Annotated in this window: 14 protein-coding genes and 1 pseudogene; 5 read left to right on the forward strand and 10 right to left on the reverse strand. The window is 68.7% G+C overall.

From position 1 onward, the window contains the following. Window positions 1-8: 8 nt before the first annotated feature. Window positions 9-1256, reverse strand: coding sequence for an alanine racemase (locus tag K2224_RS15550; protein ID WP_221907109.1), 1248 nt, complete (start codon window positions 1254-1256; stop codon window positions 9-11). Between the two features lie 83 nt (window positions 1257-1339). Continuing rightward, window positions 1340-1924 (reverse strand): GNAT family N-acetyltransferase, encoded by a 585-nt coding sequence (locus K2224_RS15555; RefSeq protein WP_221907110.1) that lies wholly within the window; start codon window positions 1922-1924, stop codon window positions 1340-1342. A 771-nt stretch (window positions 1925-2695) separates the two neighbouring features. On the opposite strand from K2224_RS15555, the gene K2224_RS15560 reads away from it, so the two are divergent. Continuing rightward, the gene (locus K2224_RS15560) at window positions 2696-3094 is read left to right on the forward strand and encodes a hypothetical protein (protein ID WP_221907111.1); all 399 of its coding nucleotides are present in this window, start codon (window positions 2696-2698) and stop codon (window positions 3092-3094) included. Between the two features lie 602 nt (window positions 3095-3696). On the opposite strand, the gene K2224_RS15565 is transcribed toward K2224_RS15560, so the two are convergent. Both K2224_RS15565 and K2224_RS15570 read right to left on the reverse strand, forming a co-directional pair. After that, window positions 3697-5124: a selenium-binding family protein gene (locus tag K2224_RS15565; RefSeq protein WP_221907112.1), complete on the reverse strand. Its 1428-nt coding sequence runs from the start codon at window positions 5122-5124 to the stop codon at window positions 3697-3699. Window positions 5125-5782: 658 nt separating this feature from the next. Beyond that, entirely contained in the window at window positions 5783-6802 is a 1020-nt protein-coding gene (locus K2224_RS15570; RefSeq protein ID WP_221907113.1) for an Lrp/AsnC family transcriptional regulator, read from the reverse strand. Window positions 6803-6897: 95 nt separating this feature from the next. Between K2224_RS15570 and K2224_RS15575 the strand changes: the two genes are divergently transcribed. Continuing rightward, window positions 6898-8385 (forward strand): MFS transporter, encoded by a 1488-nt coding sequence (locus K2224_RS15575; RefSeq protein ID WP_260692665.1) that lies wholly within the window; start codon window positions 6898-6900, stop codon window positions 8383-8385. Window positions 8386-8749: 364 nt separating this feature from the next. Here the strand turns inward: K2224_RS15575 and K2224_RS15580 are convergent, their stop codons facing one another. Next, window positions 8750-8956, reverse strand: a complete 207-nt coding sequence (locus K2224_RS15580; RefSeq protein ID WP_221907115.1) for a DUF397 domain-containing protein — start codon at window positions 8954-8956, stop codon at window positions 8750-8752. Then, entirely contained in the window at window positions 8943-9839 is an 897-nt protein-coding gene (locus tag K2224_RS15585; protein ID WP_221907116.1) for a helix-turn-helix transcriptional regulator, read from the reverse strand. Before K2224_RS15585 ends, K2224_RS15580 begins: the two co-directional genes overlap by 14 nt. Window positions 9840-10595: 756 nt before the next feature. On the opposite strand from K2224_RS15585, the gene K2224_RS15590 reads away from it, so the two are divergent. Together K2224_RS15590 and K2224_RS15595 are read left to right on the forward strand one after the other, a co-directional pair. Then, complete coding sequence (locus tag K2224_RS15590) at window positions 10596-10808, forward strand: hypothetical protein (protein WP_221909976.1); 213 nt, start codon at window positions 10596-10598, stop codon at window positions 10806-10808. Window positions 10809-10944: 136 nt separating this feature from the next. Continuing rightward, window positions 10945-11076, forward strand: a pseudogene (locus tag K2224_RS15595) (Tn3 family transposase); the annotation flags it as partial. Between the two features lie 579 nt (window positions 11077-11655). On the opposite strand, the gene K2224_RS15600 reads toward K2224_RS15595, so the two are convergent. The 4 genes from K2224_RS15600 to K2224_RS15615 all read right to left on the reverse strand — a co-directional run bounded on the left by K2224_RS15600 (window position 11656) and on the right by K2224_RS15615 (window position 15714). Then, complete coding sequence (locus K2224_RS15600; protein WP_221907117.1) at window positions 11656-12798, reverse strand: type III polyketide synthase; 1143 nt, start codon at window positions 12796-12798, stop codon at window positions 11656-11658. 678 nt (window positions 12799-13476) lie between these two features. Continuing rightward, a complete protein-coding gene (locus K2224_RS15605; RefSeq protein ID WP_221907118.1) occupies window positions 13477-14700 on the reverse strand; it encodes a beta-ketoacyl synthase in 1224 nt (407 codons plus the stop codon). Further along, window positions 14690-14959 (reverse strand): acyl carrier protein, encoded by a 270-nt coding sequence (locus K2224_RS15610; protein WP_221907119.1) that lies wholly within the window; start codon window positions 14957-14959, stop codon window positions 14690-14692. Before K2224_RS15610 ends, K2224_RS15605 begins: the two co-directional genes overlap by 11 nt. After that, window positions 14956-15714, reverse strand: a complete 759-nt coding sequence (locus K2224_RS15615) for an acyl-ACP desaturase (protein ID WP_260693462.1) — start codon at window positions 15712-15714, stop codon at window positions 14956-14958. Before K2224_RS15615 ends, K2224_RS15610 begins: the two co-directional genes overlap by 4 nt. Here K2224_RS15615 and K2224_RS40510 point away from each other — a divergent pair. Next, window positions 15661-15804 carry a hypothetical protein gene (locus K2224_RS40510; protein ID WP_260693518.1) on the forward strand — a complete coding sequence of 48 codons (144 nt, stop codon included), beginning with the start codon at window positions 15661-15663 and terminating at the stop codon, window positions 15802-15804. The genes K2224_RS15615 and K2224_RS40510 overlap by 54 nt on opposite strands. Window positions 15805-15954 lie beyond the last annotated feature (150 nt).

Consider the following 15954-nt stretch of genomic DNA (forward strand, 5'->3'; position numbering starts at 1 on the left):
GGGCTCGTTCAGAGCAGAAGTCGCCCGGCGACCGGGTGTCCGAGGAAGCCGTGCATGGCGAACTCCCAGCCGTAGGAGCCCGCGTTGGGGAAGACGACCAGGTCGCCGGCGCGCACCCGGTCCACCTTCACGTCGCGCAACAGGGTGTCCTCGGGGGTGCACAGTTCGCCGACGACGGTCACCCGGGTGTCCTCGGCGGCGGGACGGGGGCAGCCCTCGGGCCAGTCCGCGACGGGCAGGACCGCGACGTTGTGCACGATGTCCCAGGAGGTGGGCAGCTGGAAGTGGTTGATGCCGCCGCGGAGCACGACGAAGGACTCGCCGTACGACGCCTTCACGTCGGTCACCTCGGCGGCGTACCAGCCGCAGTCGGTGACCAGGAAGCGGCCGGGCTCCAGCACGACCTTGACGCCCTCGGGGACCTCCACCTGCGCGGCGAGTTCCCCGAAGCGGACGACGTCGAAGGGCTTCTCACCGATCTCGAAGGCGACGCCGATGCCGCCGCCGATGTCGACATGGCGCAGGTCGATCCCGTTCTCGCGGGCGGTCCGCACGCTCCACTCCACGCACCAGCGCAGATAGGCGGCATGGGAGTCGGCGTCGAGGTTGTTGGAGGCGGCGTGGATGTGGAAGCCGACCAGATCCAGGGCGGGCAGCTGAACCGCCGCGCGCAGCACACCGGGCACATCCGGCTCCGCCACGCCGAACTGGGAGGGCACACCGCCCATGTGCAGCGAGCCGGTGACCGGGATCGTCTCCGGGTTGACGCGCAGCGCCACCTTGGCGCGGACGCCCTCCGCGACGGCGATCCGGCTGATCCGGTGCAGTTCGAGCAGACTCTCGGCGTTGATCGCCTCGGCCCCGGCCCGGACCAGGGCGGTCAGGACGGGGACGGACTTCGCGGGCCCCGCGGCGACCACGGGGGCGGTGGTGCCCTCGTCGACCGGCTTGGCCGACAGGGCGAGTTCGAGCTCCGAGCGGGAGGCGACCTCGAACCCGTCGACATGGGGCGCCAGGGCCGCGACGACTCCGGGGCAGGAGTTCGCCTTCACGGCGTAGTAGACGGCCGCCCACTCGGGAAGGGCACTGCGCAGCTCCCGCGCTCGCTCGGCGGCGACGTCTCCGTCGTACACATACGTGGAGACCGGCGTCTCGGACTGCGCCAGTTCCAGAAGACGGCCGCGAACCCTTTCCGGGACCACGTCCACGGGGTAGACGGATCGCGGGGCTGCGGACGGCGGCAACTCAATGGACACGGTTATGCCTCAGGTCGGGGGCGGGTACAGGGAAAGGTTCGGTTTCCGGGCGGGCCCGGAGCAGGCCGGAACAGGTAGGGGCTTCAGCCACGGCCGAGCGGACGCGCACCGCCGAGCGGGCGCACGATCGCCACATGGGGGCGCCATCCCGGATACGGCTCCATCCGACCGACGGGTGTGAAGCCGTACTTGGCGTAAGTGGTGAGCATCACGTCGTTGCCCTCGGACACGAAGGCCGCTGCGCGCTCCTCCGAGCGCCGCGCGAGGAACGCCTCGAAGAGCGCGTGCCCGATGCGCGAGCGCCGCCATCGGTGACGCACCAGCAGCTCGCACACCCCGACCGTGCGTCCGGGGTACTCGCGGGTGAACTCCGCGCCGGGATCCGGCACCAGGCCGTCCCACCACAGCGAGTCCGGCGGAAGCGTGTACCCGTAGACGAATCCGGCCACCTCGTCGCCGTGCAGAGCTGCCATCAGCCCAAAACCGGGGCGCTCGGCATGCCGCAGCAGTCGGTCCGATACGGGCGGATCGCGATGGTCGCTGAGTCCCAACGCGTCCGCGTACACATCCTCGTAGGCAGCTGCCCAGCGCCCGACGGCCGAGGTGACGGCTGCGCCGTCGTAATGCTCGATCACAAGCTCGGCCGACGCCATCGCCGGCGTTGGCACGATTGACTTGCTCGAACGCGTCACAAGCACTCCCAGAGGTACACAACTGCCTGGCGGCCATAGAGCTTCAGCAGAATGCTTAGGCTAGCCTAACCTAACGAATTCCGTGCAAGTCACCAAGACTGCATGCACTACACACACAGACCGGCGTCTCGACTTGAGAGCGGGAATGGCGACTGGGGCCTCTCCAGTGAGCAACTCACCTGCAACCCGCGCCCGCAGGCGATTAGCGCGACAGCCCCGAAACGAGCAGCACCGACCGTCCCTACGGTTGCCGATACAGCCGCCGCATTCCTGGGACTGCGGATCCTGCCGGACTTGCTCGAAGCGAACCAAGGTAACGCCTTCGTCCTTCGTCCTTCGCCCAGTTATGGAAGGCATGACGAACTCGCTTGCCTGGTCGCTCAAGGGCACCTTCACAGTGGGAGCACCGAAGGGCTGCGCATCGCCCTCGATCACGGCCCGCCCTCCGCGTTTTACCTGCTGGTCGGGCCCAGCGTGGCCGCACGGGCGCGTCGCCCCTGGCCGGCTGACCGACGCAGGGCGCACAGCGTGAAGCGACAGGCGGCACAGGGACGCTGGAGGGCTCGCCGCAAAGCAGCCGCTTCGCCTGCGCAAGAACGTTAGGCTAACCTAAGCCATCCTGCGGATTGGGGGACGGACTCCCCGCACTCCCATAACCAGCGTGCCGATGGACCTCGGGCTCAACTACCCCTCCCCCGGCGAACACAGCTGACGTCCTGCCAGTCGGAAGGGGGGCCACGTCTCCACATGCACCTGCCGGCCAACGGAAGTGCTCCCGTACTGCCCGCAAAGACCCGAGAACGACTGGTCGAATATCGCCGCGTCGGCTTCGTGCCCGAAGAGGCGGCCACCCGCACCGGTATAACGCTCGACGCTCTCGACGCGGTGGCCAACGCGGACGGAAATCCTGCCGTCGCCTTCGCGGGGCGACACCCGCATGCCCGGTGCGGGCAGGCAATTCAGCAACGTGCCGACGTACTGCGCGGCGTAGCGCTCGGAATGTCCCTCGCCGACGCCGCGCGCACCACCGGAGTCGCTGCCGCCACCGTGACCGCGTGGAGCGCCAATGCCGCACGCTTCAAGGCCGTGCTGGATGCGGTCGGGGACCTGGTCGGCAGCAGCACCGCGAAACAGGTGGTCGCATGACTCCGGCTCGGGCAGCCATTCTCCTGGAGGCCCTGCGCGACGGGGAGACCATGACAGGCGCCGCCGAACGCGCGGGCATCAGCCGAAGGACCGCCTACAGGTACACAGAGCGGGACGCGGAATTCGGCGAGCAGGTAAAGGAAGCGCTGGAGACGGGTAGGCGCACCCGAGCACGTCGCAGGGGGAAGCACACACGCCTGCGCACGGCAGGCTACAGACTCGTCCCGATGAGTGAAGCTGCGCAGCAGCCCTAGCGTTCCGCGATCTGGGTTGCGTTACCTCGACGTGTTATTGACGAGTCTCCTCACCCGGGTCTGGACGAGGCGGACCTATGCCCCAGGCCATCAGCCGAGTGGTGCCGAAACGGTCGGCGAGGAGGCCGGCGGGGATTGCTTGGGCCTTGTGCCGGGCTTCGTGCGGGGAAGCGGCCGGCGAGTCCTCGCAGATGCCTGCGAGGACCCGAAGTCGGCTTTGACGACGGCCGGCCACCCCGGCATGGCCGCGGAGAGCTGTCGCAGATCGTCCCGGTACTGCCCGAACAGTCGGCGCTCGGAAACGGTGCAGGTCACAGCCCTGATGCCACGAGGCCGCCTGGTCGGCCTTCAGCGGTAGCAGTAGGAGTCGGAGGAGGCGTCGCCGCCGTGGAGATGGGTCTGGTGCACCCGCCTTCCCTGGAACTCCTCGCCGTGTGGGAAGAAGCGCTCGTCGACGACCAGGCCGCCGCGGGCGGTGTCCGCGTCGAGCTTGACCAGCCACGGCTGGATGCCGTCCGGGTAGAACTGGTCGTCCCACGCCCCGTACAGGGAATTGGTCAGGTACACCCGTCGTCCGTCGCGACTGAGCTCGACCATCTGAGGCCCTCCGGACAGCGGTACGTTCGGCGTCGAGGGGTGCGGCGCACGGCCGGTGATGCCGCCCAGCCGCACGGACGCGGTCTTGCGGGGGTGGAAGGGGTCGCTGACGTCGTACTGAAGCAGTTCGCCCGTCCCCCAGGCCGAGACGTACAGCCAGCGGTCGTCGACCGACAGATTGATGTCGGTGACCAGCGGCGGCACGGCCCCGAACGGCTGGAGCGCCGGAGGTAGTTGGCTCTTCTCGGCGGGCTCGGCGGGAAGGGTGATGACCTTGTGCACGGAGAACTCGCCACCCTCCCGGTCCGTGTCCCGGTGCCACAGCCACACGGACGCCGACAGGTCCGCCGTGCTGATCACGACGCCGGCGAAGCCCCACGTGGCCTGCGGGTCGTGGGCCGGGCGCAGTTCCAGCACCATCTGGTGCTCGTCCCCCAGGTCGGCGCGCTGGAGGTGCCGGCCCGTGTCCAGGTCCCAGAAGTGCAGCGCGTGGCCGTACTTGCGGGCGAGCAGCAGCTCCGGGTCCACACCGTCCTCGACCATCGAGGGCGTGCCCCACTCACTGGTCACGGCGACGTTGTGGCCCAGATGCCACCACACGTCGTAGGCCAGGTGCTGCGGTCCACGGTCGGTTTCCCAGGGGCGCAGTACCTCGAAGGTGTCGTGGTCGAGCAGGGCGACGCCGCCGGGTCCATCGGCGCCGTACGCGCCGCCCAGGCAGGAGAGGAAGACGCCGTCGGGGCCGCAGTGCAGGGTATGCGGGCGCGAGTAGCCCGCCTTGGCGGCCAGATCGTCGGCGCTGACGACCTTGGCCAGGCGGGGGCGGGCCGGGTCCGGTTGGGTGTCGAAGACGTGCAGACGCGAGGAGCGCAGTCCGGGCGCCAGCAGATAGCGGCGTTCGGCGTGGTGGTGACCGGCGTGCGCGAGCGCGCTGGAGCAGGCGTTCCAGCCGAAGTGATGCAGTTCGTCACCGCGTCCGGGGACTTCGACGATGCTCAACACCCGGCCGAATGAAGGGGATTCGGGGTCGGTGTCGAGGGTGAACAATGCGTCCGGGCGCTGCGCCGTGCGGTCGAAGCCGACGACGTAGGCGAACTTCTCGGGTGGAGCGGCAACGGCATCCGCCGGAGTGCGGTACAGGGTGGGATCACCTGCTTGATCGTGCTCGATCGTGGTCATGCCGACTCTCCTCAGGTCGTACGGAGTGAGTTCGCGGAGCAGAACCCCCACAGCCCGGGACTGAGCCGGGACAGCGCGGGGAGTCAGCCTGGAGGGGGAGACAGAGCGGGGCAGAACAGCAGAGCACCGGCGAGCCTGGCACACGCCCCAACCTCTGCCAAGAAGCGCATTCAAGCCCACCGCGAGACACAGACACTGGTCGAACTGGCGCACAATACCCATGCCAGCGCGCCCCCTTCCACCGCCCTCGGCCCGCACCGACTCGTCGCCGCAGTGGCCCGAAACCGCTGCCCGCCCCGCAGCGCGACAGCTACGGCCGGTGGCCAGGCGGGAACCGGTTCGGCGCACCGGTAACCCGGTCGCTGATCGCCTGTGACCACTGATCACACGGCACCGTTCGTGCCGTCCCCCACGGCCGAGACCACGGCTACGACCGGTTCCAGCTGTTCACCCACGCCGACAATGCTCGTGCCCAACGTCCCAACGTCTCTACGAGGGCATCGGCTTCACACTCACCAGCCAGGATGCCGTATCTGACGAGGGTGAGAGCATCATCCACTGTCTGTGGGTTCCTCATCATGGGTTCCTCGTCAAATGCCTCTGTGACACCGGAACGTTCGGGCTTACTCGTCCAGTTGGCGGATGAGCGCTTCGTGGCCTACCCGGCCGGCTGGGTGCGGGACTTGGTGCGGCGGGGTGCGCCGGTCCGGGGCGTGGACGGGACCGGGCCGATTGCCTTGACCATGCGCAGAACAGGAGCGGTCTCCAGGCTGCGGATCGCTGCCACGGCCCCCACCTTGTCGATGAGGTAGCGGTGCAGCGCTGCCGGGTCGGGGCACAGTGCCTGGGCGACCAGGTTGCTGGGGCCCGTGACGGCGGCCACGTAGGCGAGTTCGTGGTGTCCGGCCAAGGTCCGGGCGACGTGGTCAAGGTGGGCGGGGGCGACGGCCATCCACAGCATTGCCTGTGTGGTGACGCCCAGCAGGGTGTTGTCGAGCTCGAGGTCGAAGAAGAGTGCGCCGACGGCTCGCAGATCGGCCAGCCGGCGCGCGATGGTGGCGGCCGACCAGCCGGTGGCCGCGGCGAGGTCGGTGAGGCTGGCACGGCCGTCGCGCTGGAGGGCGGCGAGCAGGTCGTCGTCGGCCGGGGTGAGTGCCTGCTGCGCGGGACGGGCGGGCACGATGGCGGGCTGGAGGCGGCGGCGCTGCTCGGCGTCGAGGCTCTGTTCGCGTCCGGGCCAGGCGGTGGGTCCACCGAGGTAGGTGTGCAGGACGCAGTGTGCGGAGACGGCGGTGATGGCGGCCGTGCGCGGGATGTCGTGCAACAGCAGCGCGTGCCCAGCCTGGCCGACGGCGGTAGGCGTGTGCACGAGCGCGACGATCTCGGTGCCGCCCGAGGCCAGCATGACCCAGGAGGTGTCGGCGCGGCGGGCGAGCGCGGCCGCGAGGTCCTGGGCGGCGTGCGGGCCGGCGGTGAGCCGCAGCAGCCACTGCGTACGCCCGGCCCGGTGGGGGTCGGCCAGACCCACCACCCGCAGCGACGCCTCGGCGCGCAGCCGGCGGTAGCGGCGGGAGACGGTCTGTGTCGAGACGCCGAGGACGTCCGCGATCGTGCTGAACGGCGCCCGGCCGTCGATGTGCAGGGCGTGGATGAGACCGCGATCAATGTCGTCCAGCATGTGAGAATCATGCACACAAGACAGAGATGTGGAAAGTCTCATCGCTCTATCGGCAGAAGTGGAAGCTGGATCGCGCCTCGGCGCACCGTCGAGGCATGCCTGACGAATCCACCACACGCCATCCGCACCGCTGGGCCGCGCTGGCGGTGCTCCTGCTCGCCGAGGCGATGAACCTCCTCGACGCCACCATCACGACCGTCGCCGCGCCGGTGATCCGTGCCGACCTCGGCGGCTCGAACGCGGCCATCCAGTGGTTCAGCGCCGCCTACACACTGCCCTTCGCCGTCTTCCTGATCACCGGCGGGCGCCTGGGCGACATCGCCGGCCGCCGGCGGATCTTCCGCGCTGGCATGGCCGCCTTCACCCTCGCCTCGCTGGTATGCGCGCTGGCCCCGTCCACCGCGGCATTGATCGCGGTACGGGCCGTGCAAGGAGCCGCCGCGGCGCTGATCATCCCCCAGACCATCGGCATGATCCGTGCACTGTTCGACGGCCGTGAGCTGGCCCGAGCCATGGGCTGCATCGGCCCCGTCATGGGTCTGGCCGCCGTCACCGGTCCCGCGCTCGGTGGCGTGCTCACCCACGCCGATCTCTTCGGCTCCACGTGGCGCGCGGTGTTCCTCGTCAACGTGCCCCTCGGCGCCGCGGTCCTGCTGGCCAGCCGCCTGCTGCGTGAGGACCGCGCCGCCAGGCGGCCTCGTCTGGACCTCACCGGTACGGTGCTGGCGGTGCTGGGCACCGGTCTCGTCATCTACCCCCTGATCCAGGGAGGCGCGGTGGGGTGGCCGGGCTGGTGCTGGGCGCTGCTGATCGTCGGCGGCGCACTGCTGGCCGGCTTTCCCGTCCACCAGCGGTGGCGCGGGCGATGCGGCCGCAGCCCGCTGGTCGAGCCGAGCCTGTTCCGCGAGCGCGGCTTCCCCGCCGCCCTGATCGCATCCGTGCTCTTCTTCGCCGCGGTCAACGGATTGATGCTGGTGATCGTGGTGCAGCTGCAAGTGGGGCTGCACAGCGACGTGCTGACGGCGGGCTACACCCTGCTGCCATGGTCGGTCGCCATGGCACTGTCGTCCTGGGCCGCCGGCGCCTGGCTCGTACCGCGATACGGGGCCCGCGTCATGGCGGTCGGCCTGCTGGCCCTGCTCGTCGGCACCGTGGCCGCGGCGGTGGTGTACGGCACCGGCCGGCCCGGCTCCTACCCGTGGCCGCTGCTCCCGGCGCTGGCGGTGGCCGGACTCGGCCAGGGCCTGTACGCCGTGCCGTTCTTCACCACTGCACTGCGCCACGTCCGCCCGCACGAGACCGGCTCAGCAGCCGGCCTGCTCAACGCCGTCCAGCAACTCGGCGGCACCCTCGGCGTCGCCCTGCTCGGCAGTGTCTTCTTCCGCATCACCACGTCCGGCGCTCTCGCGCAGGGGACCGCCACGCTGACAGGCGCCCGGAACGCCTTTTGCGTCGCGGCCGTGCTGATCCTCGCCACGGCTGCCGCCACCGCCTTCATGCGCCCACGACAGCAACGGAGTTCCGGCCCCACCGGTCTTACCCCAAGACACGACCCGGTGGCGCAGCACAGCGCTCACGGGTGAGCAGGCGCGCGGAGCTCGGCGCATCCGAGCCCGGCCGTACGGCACCGCGCCGGGCCCCTCCTTTCGGGCCTCCACCGACCCCCGACTGCTGCGCGAAGCGGAGCAGCAGCTGTCCGCCGTAACGGCCACCCTCCGGGTCGAGGTGAAAGCGGTGCACGACACCCCTGTGCCCGGCCCCGCCGGAAACATCCCCGTGCGGATCTACCGGCCGACCTCTGTGGAGCCCCTCCCAACGGTGAGGGAGTAGAGAGAACCAGATCCTTGTCCGATGGTCGAGCCTGCCAACCACTCTGGCGCTGTCGGGCATGCGAACGGCCACCCTCCGTGACGGTGGAGGGTGGCCGTCGGGCTACGGTGTGTCGTCTCAGCCGGGGAACTCCCCTTGCTTGATGGCTGATACGAACGAGGTCCAGTCGTCGGCCAGGAAGACCAGCGCCGGGCCGTGCGGGTCCTTGCTGTCTCGCACGGGGACCAGGCCAGAGAAGCCGTCGGCGACTTCAATGCAGTTAGAGTTGGAATTGCTGTAGCTGGACTTTCGCCAGGTTGCGTGATTCAGATCAGCCCTGTTCATACTTTCCTGCCGTTTCGAGAATCAGGCGCCTTGATGCTTCCTCGGGCAGCGCCTTACTTGAAATGTCCTTGAACGCCGCGTCGTAGCGTTCAACCTCATTTGGTTTATCCAAATAGAGGTCTCCTGTGTAACCGTCCGCGTAGACAGTCGATGGTTCTGTTTGTTTCCCATTTCCGCTCAGCGGGAAGCGCAAGATAGTGAACTGCCCGGACATGAGCCCCTGATGTAGACCAGCATTGAACGGGAGCACTCTTATCGTCACGTTCGGAAGTTCACTGACCCGCACCAGATGGTGCAACTGACCTGCGAAGACGCCGTGTCCGCCGATAGGGCAGCGCAGAACAGCCTCGTTTAGCACCACCGTGACCTTAGGCGGGTTAATCACCCTGTTCAGCACCACCCCACGTTTGACGCGGAATTGGATTCGGCGCTCAATCTCCGCCGGGTCTTCGCCCGCATGGCCTACTTCAATGACCACGCGGGCGTACCCTTCGGTCTGAAGCAAGCCCGGGACCAACCCGACTTCATATACGTCAAGTTGCGCCGCTGCTTCTTCCAACCCGACGTAGAGGTCGAAGCCTTCGGGAATCACGTCTCCGAAAGCGTGCCACCAGCCTCGAGCTTTCGTTTCTTTCGCCAGAGCCATGAGCGCTTCAGTCAGGTCTGCTGATGCTCCGTATACGCGGCACATGAGTTCAACTTCATGACTACGACTGGAAGTCTTCCCCGACTCGATACGCCACAGCGTCGCCGTTGATCGCTCCAGCTCATGAGCTGCCGCTTTCGCGGTGAGACCCGCACGTTCACGCAGTTCGGTCAGGTATCTGCCGAGTTGCCTACGCGGCACGGTCGAACCGGTGGGCCCCGCTGACTCTTCCGACATACCTCCCCCCTTCCCCTCGGACGCCAATCTGAAATGCCGTCGCGCTCGAAATGAAATCAGCACAGTGAGCGACTTGCAACGTCCGTCAACTCAACCGAGCGACTTCGATGGAAGTCTTGCAAATTACTCCACTCTCCAGCACTCTGCGGGATGAGGCCCCATCAACTTGCCAACGAAACACGGGTTATGAGGCGGGGCACGAGAAGACCCCCGCGACCGATGCGCGTCGGTCCGGGGGCGTGGCCATCAACCCTGGGAGGTTGACGACAGTGCTTCACACTATTCCGAACGATCTTCGAATCGCTGGTACGCCGGTTACTACCAGACCATGTCTGCCGCCATGCGGTCGGTGCGCTGCCCGTCGTGCAGCACACGGACGCTCCGACTCTCGCACTCCCCCGAGTTCCCGTCGAGCGGGGGGAGTTGCTGCTACGTGGTGTGGACTCGGCCCTGGTACGTCCGTACGTCCTCACGCCCGAGGAGCGCGAGCAGCGGCAGTCGCCACCTGGTGTGTCCCGGGCATTGTGGCTCGCTGTGCACTCATCCATGGTGTGGCGGTGAGCTGATGGATCGTCAGAGTGGGCCGGTGCACCTTCAGGACCCGTTTCCGGAGCCGCAGCCTGTTGAAGGGTGCGACGTCTGCGAGGCACTGGTGTGGCAGCGAGCTGAGCACCGGAAGCACGGTCGGCATGCCCGTGCGGCTCTGTGTTCGCTGGAGTTGGGGGACCACTCCCACAAGCCGGAGGCGGTGCGCTGATGGCATCTGAGGAGCGCACGACCAGCCAGGCAGCAGACAAACTCCGGGACCTTGAGCACCGTCTGACAGAGGCGCTGAAGGCTCGTGTCCCGTGGGTGAATGAGCTGACCGAGGAAGAGCTGGAAGAGACGCTGTGTGCTCTGGGCGCATGCCTCAACGCCATGCTGGACGCGGGCATTGAGGCTTCGGAGCGTCCGGAGGGCACGCTGTGAGCGAGCGCGAGCGGTTGCATGACTGGGCGTTCCAGCTCGATCCGGAGTGGTGCCTGTGGCACGTGGGGAAGTGCGTTGTCTGTGGGGAATTCAGCGTCGACAGCCCCTCCGAGGATGAAGCCAACGGCTCGGCGAGCTCCGCCACGGCTACCGCGGCGGCATGGAAGATCAGCTCGGCGCCCTCGGCCTCGCCCTCAACGCCGTCGTGTGGTGGAACAGGCTCTACACCGATGCGGCGGTCAAGAAGCTGGAAGCCGGGGGCGTGTGACCATCTCCCCCGAGATCCGCTCACGCCTGTCCCCGCTGGTCCACGAACACATCAATTTCCACGGCCGCTACCCCATCATCCGCTTCCACAGCGACGGACCCCGCAGCCCCTGCGGGAGCCGGGCGAGTCCGAGGAGTAGAAGGTCGAGATGCCGGAGCCTGCGCGTGTGCCAGGCGCTGGTCGTGAAGACCAGACTCACGAGAGCGGACGGGGGAAGTGGGAACGGATGAACCGCCAGCTCAGACAGACCTCAGAGCAGAACCACCGTGCCGGGCGGTACCACGGTTGATGCGATGTGTGAATGCTTGCTTGTGTGGCCACATGACCAAACAAGCAGAGGGAGGCGTCTTCGGAAACAGGACGTTGACACCCCTTGAGGCTCATGGGGCCGCTCGTCCGCTCGGGGCAGACAGTCATCATCCCAACACGCCCTGAGCGTGGCACGGACTCAGATGCCGCCACTGCGCCTCGCAGACACGATCCACAGGTCTTGACAATGGCTTGCATTCTCCCAGGTGGGGAGGGGGGGTGAAGCCCGCGTCGGTCATGATGGCATCTCTTTCCAGTAGCCGCGGCCGATCACCAGCGGACGAGAACGAGTTCGACAGCGAATCCGGGGCCCATGGCTGCCACGAGCCCATGAGTGCCGGCCGGGGGCGGGCTTCCCATCGCGGTGTCCAGGACATCGAGGACTGACACGGACGAGAGATTGCCCCGGTCGGCCATGGAACGGCGGGTGAGCACGGTGGCATCCGGCGCGAGGCCCAGAGCCCGTTCCACCGCGGTGAGCACCTTCGGCCCGCCGCCGTGGATGATCCAGCTGCCGATCCGGTCGGTCGTCAGCGCATGCCGGGAGAGGAAGGAGTGCACCGCTTGGGGCAGGTGTTCCTCGGTGAGCGCGGGCACCTCCGGCGCCAGACGGATCCGGAAGCCGTGGGAGCCGATCGCCCAGCCGAGCACATCGTCGCTGTCAGGCACCAACCAGCTCGCGCCGTCCACTAGTTGTGGCCCCTGACGCTCGCCTGCCCGGTGGCCGCCCGCCGCCACCACGACCGCCGCGCCGTCGCCGAACAGGCTGCCGGCGACGATGTTCGCCATCGATCCGTCCTTCTGCTGGTAGGCCAGGGAGCAGAGCTCCACTGCCAGCAGGACGGCGATGTGGTCCGGGTGCGCGCTCAGGTAGTCGCGGAGCAGGGCGAGACCCGCGGCTCCCCCGGCGCAGCCGTTGCCGAACAGCGGGATGCGTCTGATGTCCGGACGCAACCCCGTCCGCTGGGCCAGTCGTGCTTCCAGCGAGGGTACGGCCAGCCCCGTCACGGTGGTGCTGATCACCGCGTCGACGTCCCCGGGACGTACCCCGGCCTCGCTCAGGGCTCCGGTCAGGGCCTGCTCGCCGAGATCCAGGGCGGTTTGCAGCCATATCTGGTTGGTCTGTGTGAAGTCGTCGAGTTCGGCCAGTTCGACGAGCTTGCCCAGGGGCAGGGACAGATGGCGCGTGGCCACGCCTGCGTTGGCCTCGATCTTCCGCAGCATCAGGACGCCGGTCGCGGAGTTCATGAGCGTGGTGCGCGCCAGTGTGGCCATGATCTCGTGCTGGGGGTAGCGGTACGGCGGGAACGCCGTCCTGATCGCCCTGATCCGCGGAGCGGGCGAGGGGCCTTCCGGCGGTCGTGCGTGGCGGTGTGTGGTCTGGGTGGTGGAGTCTTGCGTCGGTTCCCCCATCGATTACCCTTCGCTCTTTGCCGGGTGTGCGGTCAGCTTCTGTCATGACGGCGGGCACCAGCACTCCGCGTACGAGTACGGCGTCCACGGCCCCGCCCAGCGCCACGCCGATGCCGATGCCGATGCCGTCGACGATCGTGGTGCGGTTGTCTCTGCAGCGCACGTACTCCTCGCTCGCTCCGAGGCTGACGGCCGCCACCGTCGGCGCCTTCAGCGGCGCGATCACGCTGTGGGTGAAGGCGTCGAGCAGGAGCGCGAGTCCCACACCCAGCGCGGTGAGGCACCACGGCAGGGCGCCCGCAACGGTGTCAGCGGTGTCAGTGACTTCGGCGGCTCGGCCACCCACGACCACGGTGCCGGGTGCGGGCGTGTTCCGCACGGCCCGCACCACGTCGTGGGAGGCCCGGGTGCCGGGAGCGAGCGGAGAGACGGCCAGCAGCACGGCCGCCTGCTGTGCGGGCAGGGTTCGTACGACGCGTACGGGCGTGACGTCCGCCAGGTCCTCCAGTCGGCCGGCGTGGGCGTCAGCTCCGGCGGCGGCCTGTGGACCGGTGACCACCACGGTGAGGAGCCGGGCGGGCGGGGCGGCGAACGCGGCGCGCCCGCTCTCGGCCGCGGCAGCTGCCGGAGCGGTGGGGGGCAGCTGCCTCAACGCTCGCACTCGTATCCTGTCCCGTCTCAGGGGGCTGTGAACAGCAGGACGGCGTTCTGCCCGCCGAACCCAAAGGAACAGCTGATAGCCGTCTTTGTGTCGACCGGGCGCGGGCGGCCGGCCACGATGTCCAGCTTGTGCTCGCCGTCCTGGCCCTGGAAGTTCGCCACCGGCGGGATGAGGCGGCGGCGCAGGGCAAGGACGGTGTACGCGGCCTGGATCGCTCCAGCCGCGCCAAGAGCGTGACCGATCACACCCTTGGACGCGGTCACCGGTGGCACGTCGTCACCGAACGCCCGGGTCAGGGCCGCGGCCTCGGCTGCATCGTTCAACGGCGTCGACGTACCGTGCGCGTTGACCAGACCCACGTCACGCGCAGCGCAGGCCCCGTCCTCCAGCGCGGCACGGACCGCCCGGGCCGCTCCGGCACCGGCCGGGTCCGGGGCAACCGGATGACAGGCGTCCGCACCGGCTCCATAACCGCGCAGCAGCGCCGGCGCCGGAACGCCGCGGGCCTTTGCCTGCGTGAGCCGTTCCAGTACGAGGACGGCGGCGCCCTCGCCCAGGACGAAGCCGTCCCGCGCCGCGTCGAACGGCCGGCTGGCCAGCTCCGGCTGCTCCCGCTGTCGGGAGAGCGCGCGCATCCGGGTGAAGCAGGTCGCCGTCATGCGGGAGCGCCCGGACTCGCTGCCGCCTGCCAGGACGATGTCGCAGGTGCCCGACCGCAGCAGGTCCCGTGCGACACCGATCGCTGTCGCGCCGGACGCGCAGGCGCTGGAGGTGGTGAAGTTCGGCCCCTGGGCGCCCAGGTCGATCGCGACCTCGCCGGCCGCCATGTTCGGCACACTGCGCGGCAGCGCCAGCGGTGAGACCCGCTCGGGGCGGCCCGCGCCGAGGTGGCCGAACTCGGTGACGTAGGTACTCAGGCAGTTCGAGCCGACACCCAGCACGACGCCCACCCGCTCGGCCGGCCAGGACGTGGGGTCGAGCGCGGCGTCGGCGACAGCTCGCCTGGCGGCGACGAGGGCGAACTGGATGAACCGGTCCACCCGCCGGGCGAGCGACCGTCCCAGTTCGGCGACGGCGTCGAAACCGGGCACCTGGCATGAGAAGTCGACGGGCAGTCCGGCGAGTTCCGGATCGGAGGCGGCCAGGGAGCGGCCCCGGCACAGAGCCGCCCAGTTGTCCTCGGCGCTGTGCCCCGCGGGAGTCACCAGACCCAGTCCGGTGACCGCGACCTCAGCGCGCACGCTCGAACACCTGGGCGGCCTCGCCCAGTGTGGCTGACGGGGACAGTTCCACGGCGTCCTCCGGCAGGACGATCCCGAGCTCCTCCTCTGCCGCCACCACGAGTTCCATCAAGGACAAGGAGTCCATCCCGAGGCTTTCGAATGTCGTCGCCGCCGTCAGCTGCTGTGGGTCCGCCTTGACGTCGAGATGACTGGTCAGCAGGGTGACCAGACGCTCGGGCAGCACCGGCTGGATGTCCTGTCCCACTTCCTGTGTCATGCCGTGGCCTCCTGCGCTGTGGTACGGGAACGCCCTGGACCGTCACCGGCGTCCATCCGCTCGTACAGTTCTCGCGCGCGGGACCCCTGCGCCCACAGCGACTCCAGGTGCTGCCCCAGTCTCTCCTGGGCCTGCTCCCCTGCCGGGCCACACATCACTCTCAGGGCGCGCAAACGGCGCCGCACGACGTGCTGGTGGTGGACATAGAGGTCGAAGATGCCGACGGCGGCAACCCGCAGAGCGCGGGCGCGGAAACCGGGAATCGTCGTGCCTGGCATCCTGAAGTCGCAGATCACGTCGGTCAAAGCCGTCAGCGCGTCGTCCGGGAACACGCGGGGGGCGTCGGCGTACAGATCCCGGTGGAAGAGCATGTGCAAGTTCTCGTCTGCGGCGATACACGCCATCAGTTGTTCACCCACCGGGCACCGCACATGACGCCCACGCTGCGGTGCGCCTGGCGGGACGCCGGCTCCTGCACCGTCACGTACGCCAGCGCATGCAGGACGGTCGGCAGGTCGCTGCGGTACCCGGCCGCCCGCATGCCGCATCCGTAGCTCCTCAAGGGCCACCGGGTCCATCGCACGACGGGCGTGGACGTAGGCCCGCATGAGACATGAGTGGTGATCCTCCTCCGCCGTCCACCGGTGCACCCAAGCGCCCCAGGCCCCGTCCCTGCCGAAGCGGGTCGCGATCTCGAAGTGATGACTGGGCAGATAGTCCTCGGTGAGCAAGTTGACAAGCAGGGCGCCCTGCACCGCCTGCGACAGCGCCGACTGCTGCGCACTCCAGCCCGTACCGTCAGCGGGCCGTCGAAGTCCCGCGCTCCCCTCCACGGCACGTACTGATGCGGAACCATCACGGGCCACCGCCAGATACCGGTCGAGCAGACGCCCCACCGACGGCTCCAAGTCCCGCAAGCCACCTGCTGTCGCGCCGCTCACATGCACCATCTCTTCATTGCTGCGCGCCCCGGCTCCGCCGACAGCGAGACAGGA

The organism is Streptomyces sp. BHT-5-2 (genome assembly GCF_019774615.1).
GTDB lineage: Bacteria > Actinomycetota > Actinomycetes > Streptomycetales > Streptomycetaceae > Streptomyces.

Coding starts and splice junctions, on each gene's coding strand:
- K2224_RS15560 (WP_221907111.1), top strand. CDS start 2,696: ATGCACCTGCCGGCCAACGGAAGTGCTCCCGTACTGCCCGCAAAGACC.
- K2224_RS15565 (WP_221907112.1), bottom strand. CDS start 5,124: ATGACCACGATCGAGCACGATCAAGCAGGTGATCCCACCCTGTACCGC.
- K2224_RS15570 (WP_221907113.1), bottom strand. CDS start 6,802: ATGCTGGACGACATTGATCGCGGTCTCATCCACGCCCTGCACATCGAC.
- K2224_RS15575 (WP_260692665.1), top strand. CDS start 6,898: ATGCCTGACGAATCCACCACACGCCATCCGCACCGCTGGGCCGCGCTG.
- K2224_RS15580 (WP_221907115.1), bottom strand. CDS start 8,956: ATGAACAGGGCTGATCTGAATCACGCAACCTGGCGAAAGTCCAGCTAC.
- K2224_RS15585 (WP_221907116.1), bottom strand. CDS start 9,839: ATGTCGGAAGAGTCAGCGGGGCCCACCGGTTCGACCGTGCCGCGTAGG.
- K2224_RS15590 (WP_221909976.1), top strand. CDS start 10,596: ATGGCATCTGAGGAGCGCACGACCAGCCAGGCAGCAGACAAACTCCGG.
- K2224_RS15600 (WP_221907117.1), bottom strand. CDS start 12,798: ATGGGGGAACCGACGCAAGACTCCACCACCCAGACCACACACCGCCAC.
- K2224_RS15610 (WP_221907119.1), bottom strand. CDS start 14,959: ATGACACAGGAAGTGGGACAGGACATCCAGCCGGTGCTGCCCGAGCGT.
- K2224_RS40510 (WP_260693518.1), top strand. CDS start 15,661: ATGACTGGGCAGATAGTCCTCGGTGAGCAAGTTGACAAGCAGGGCGCC.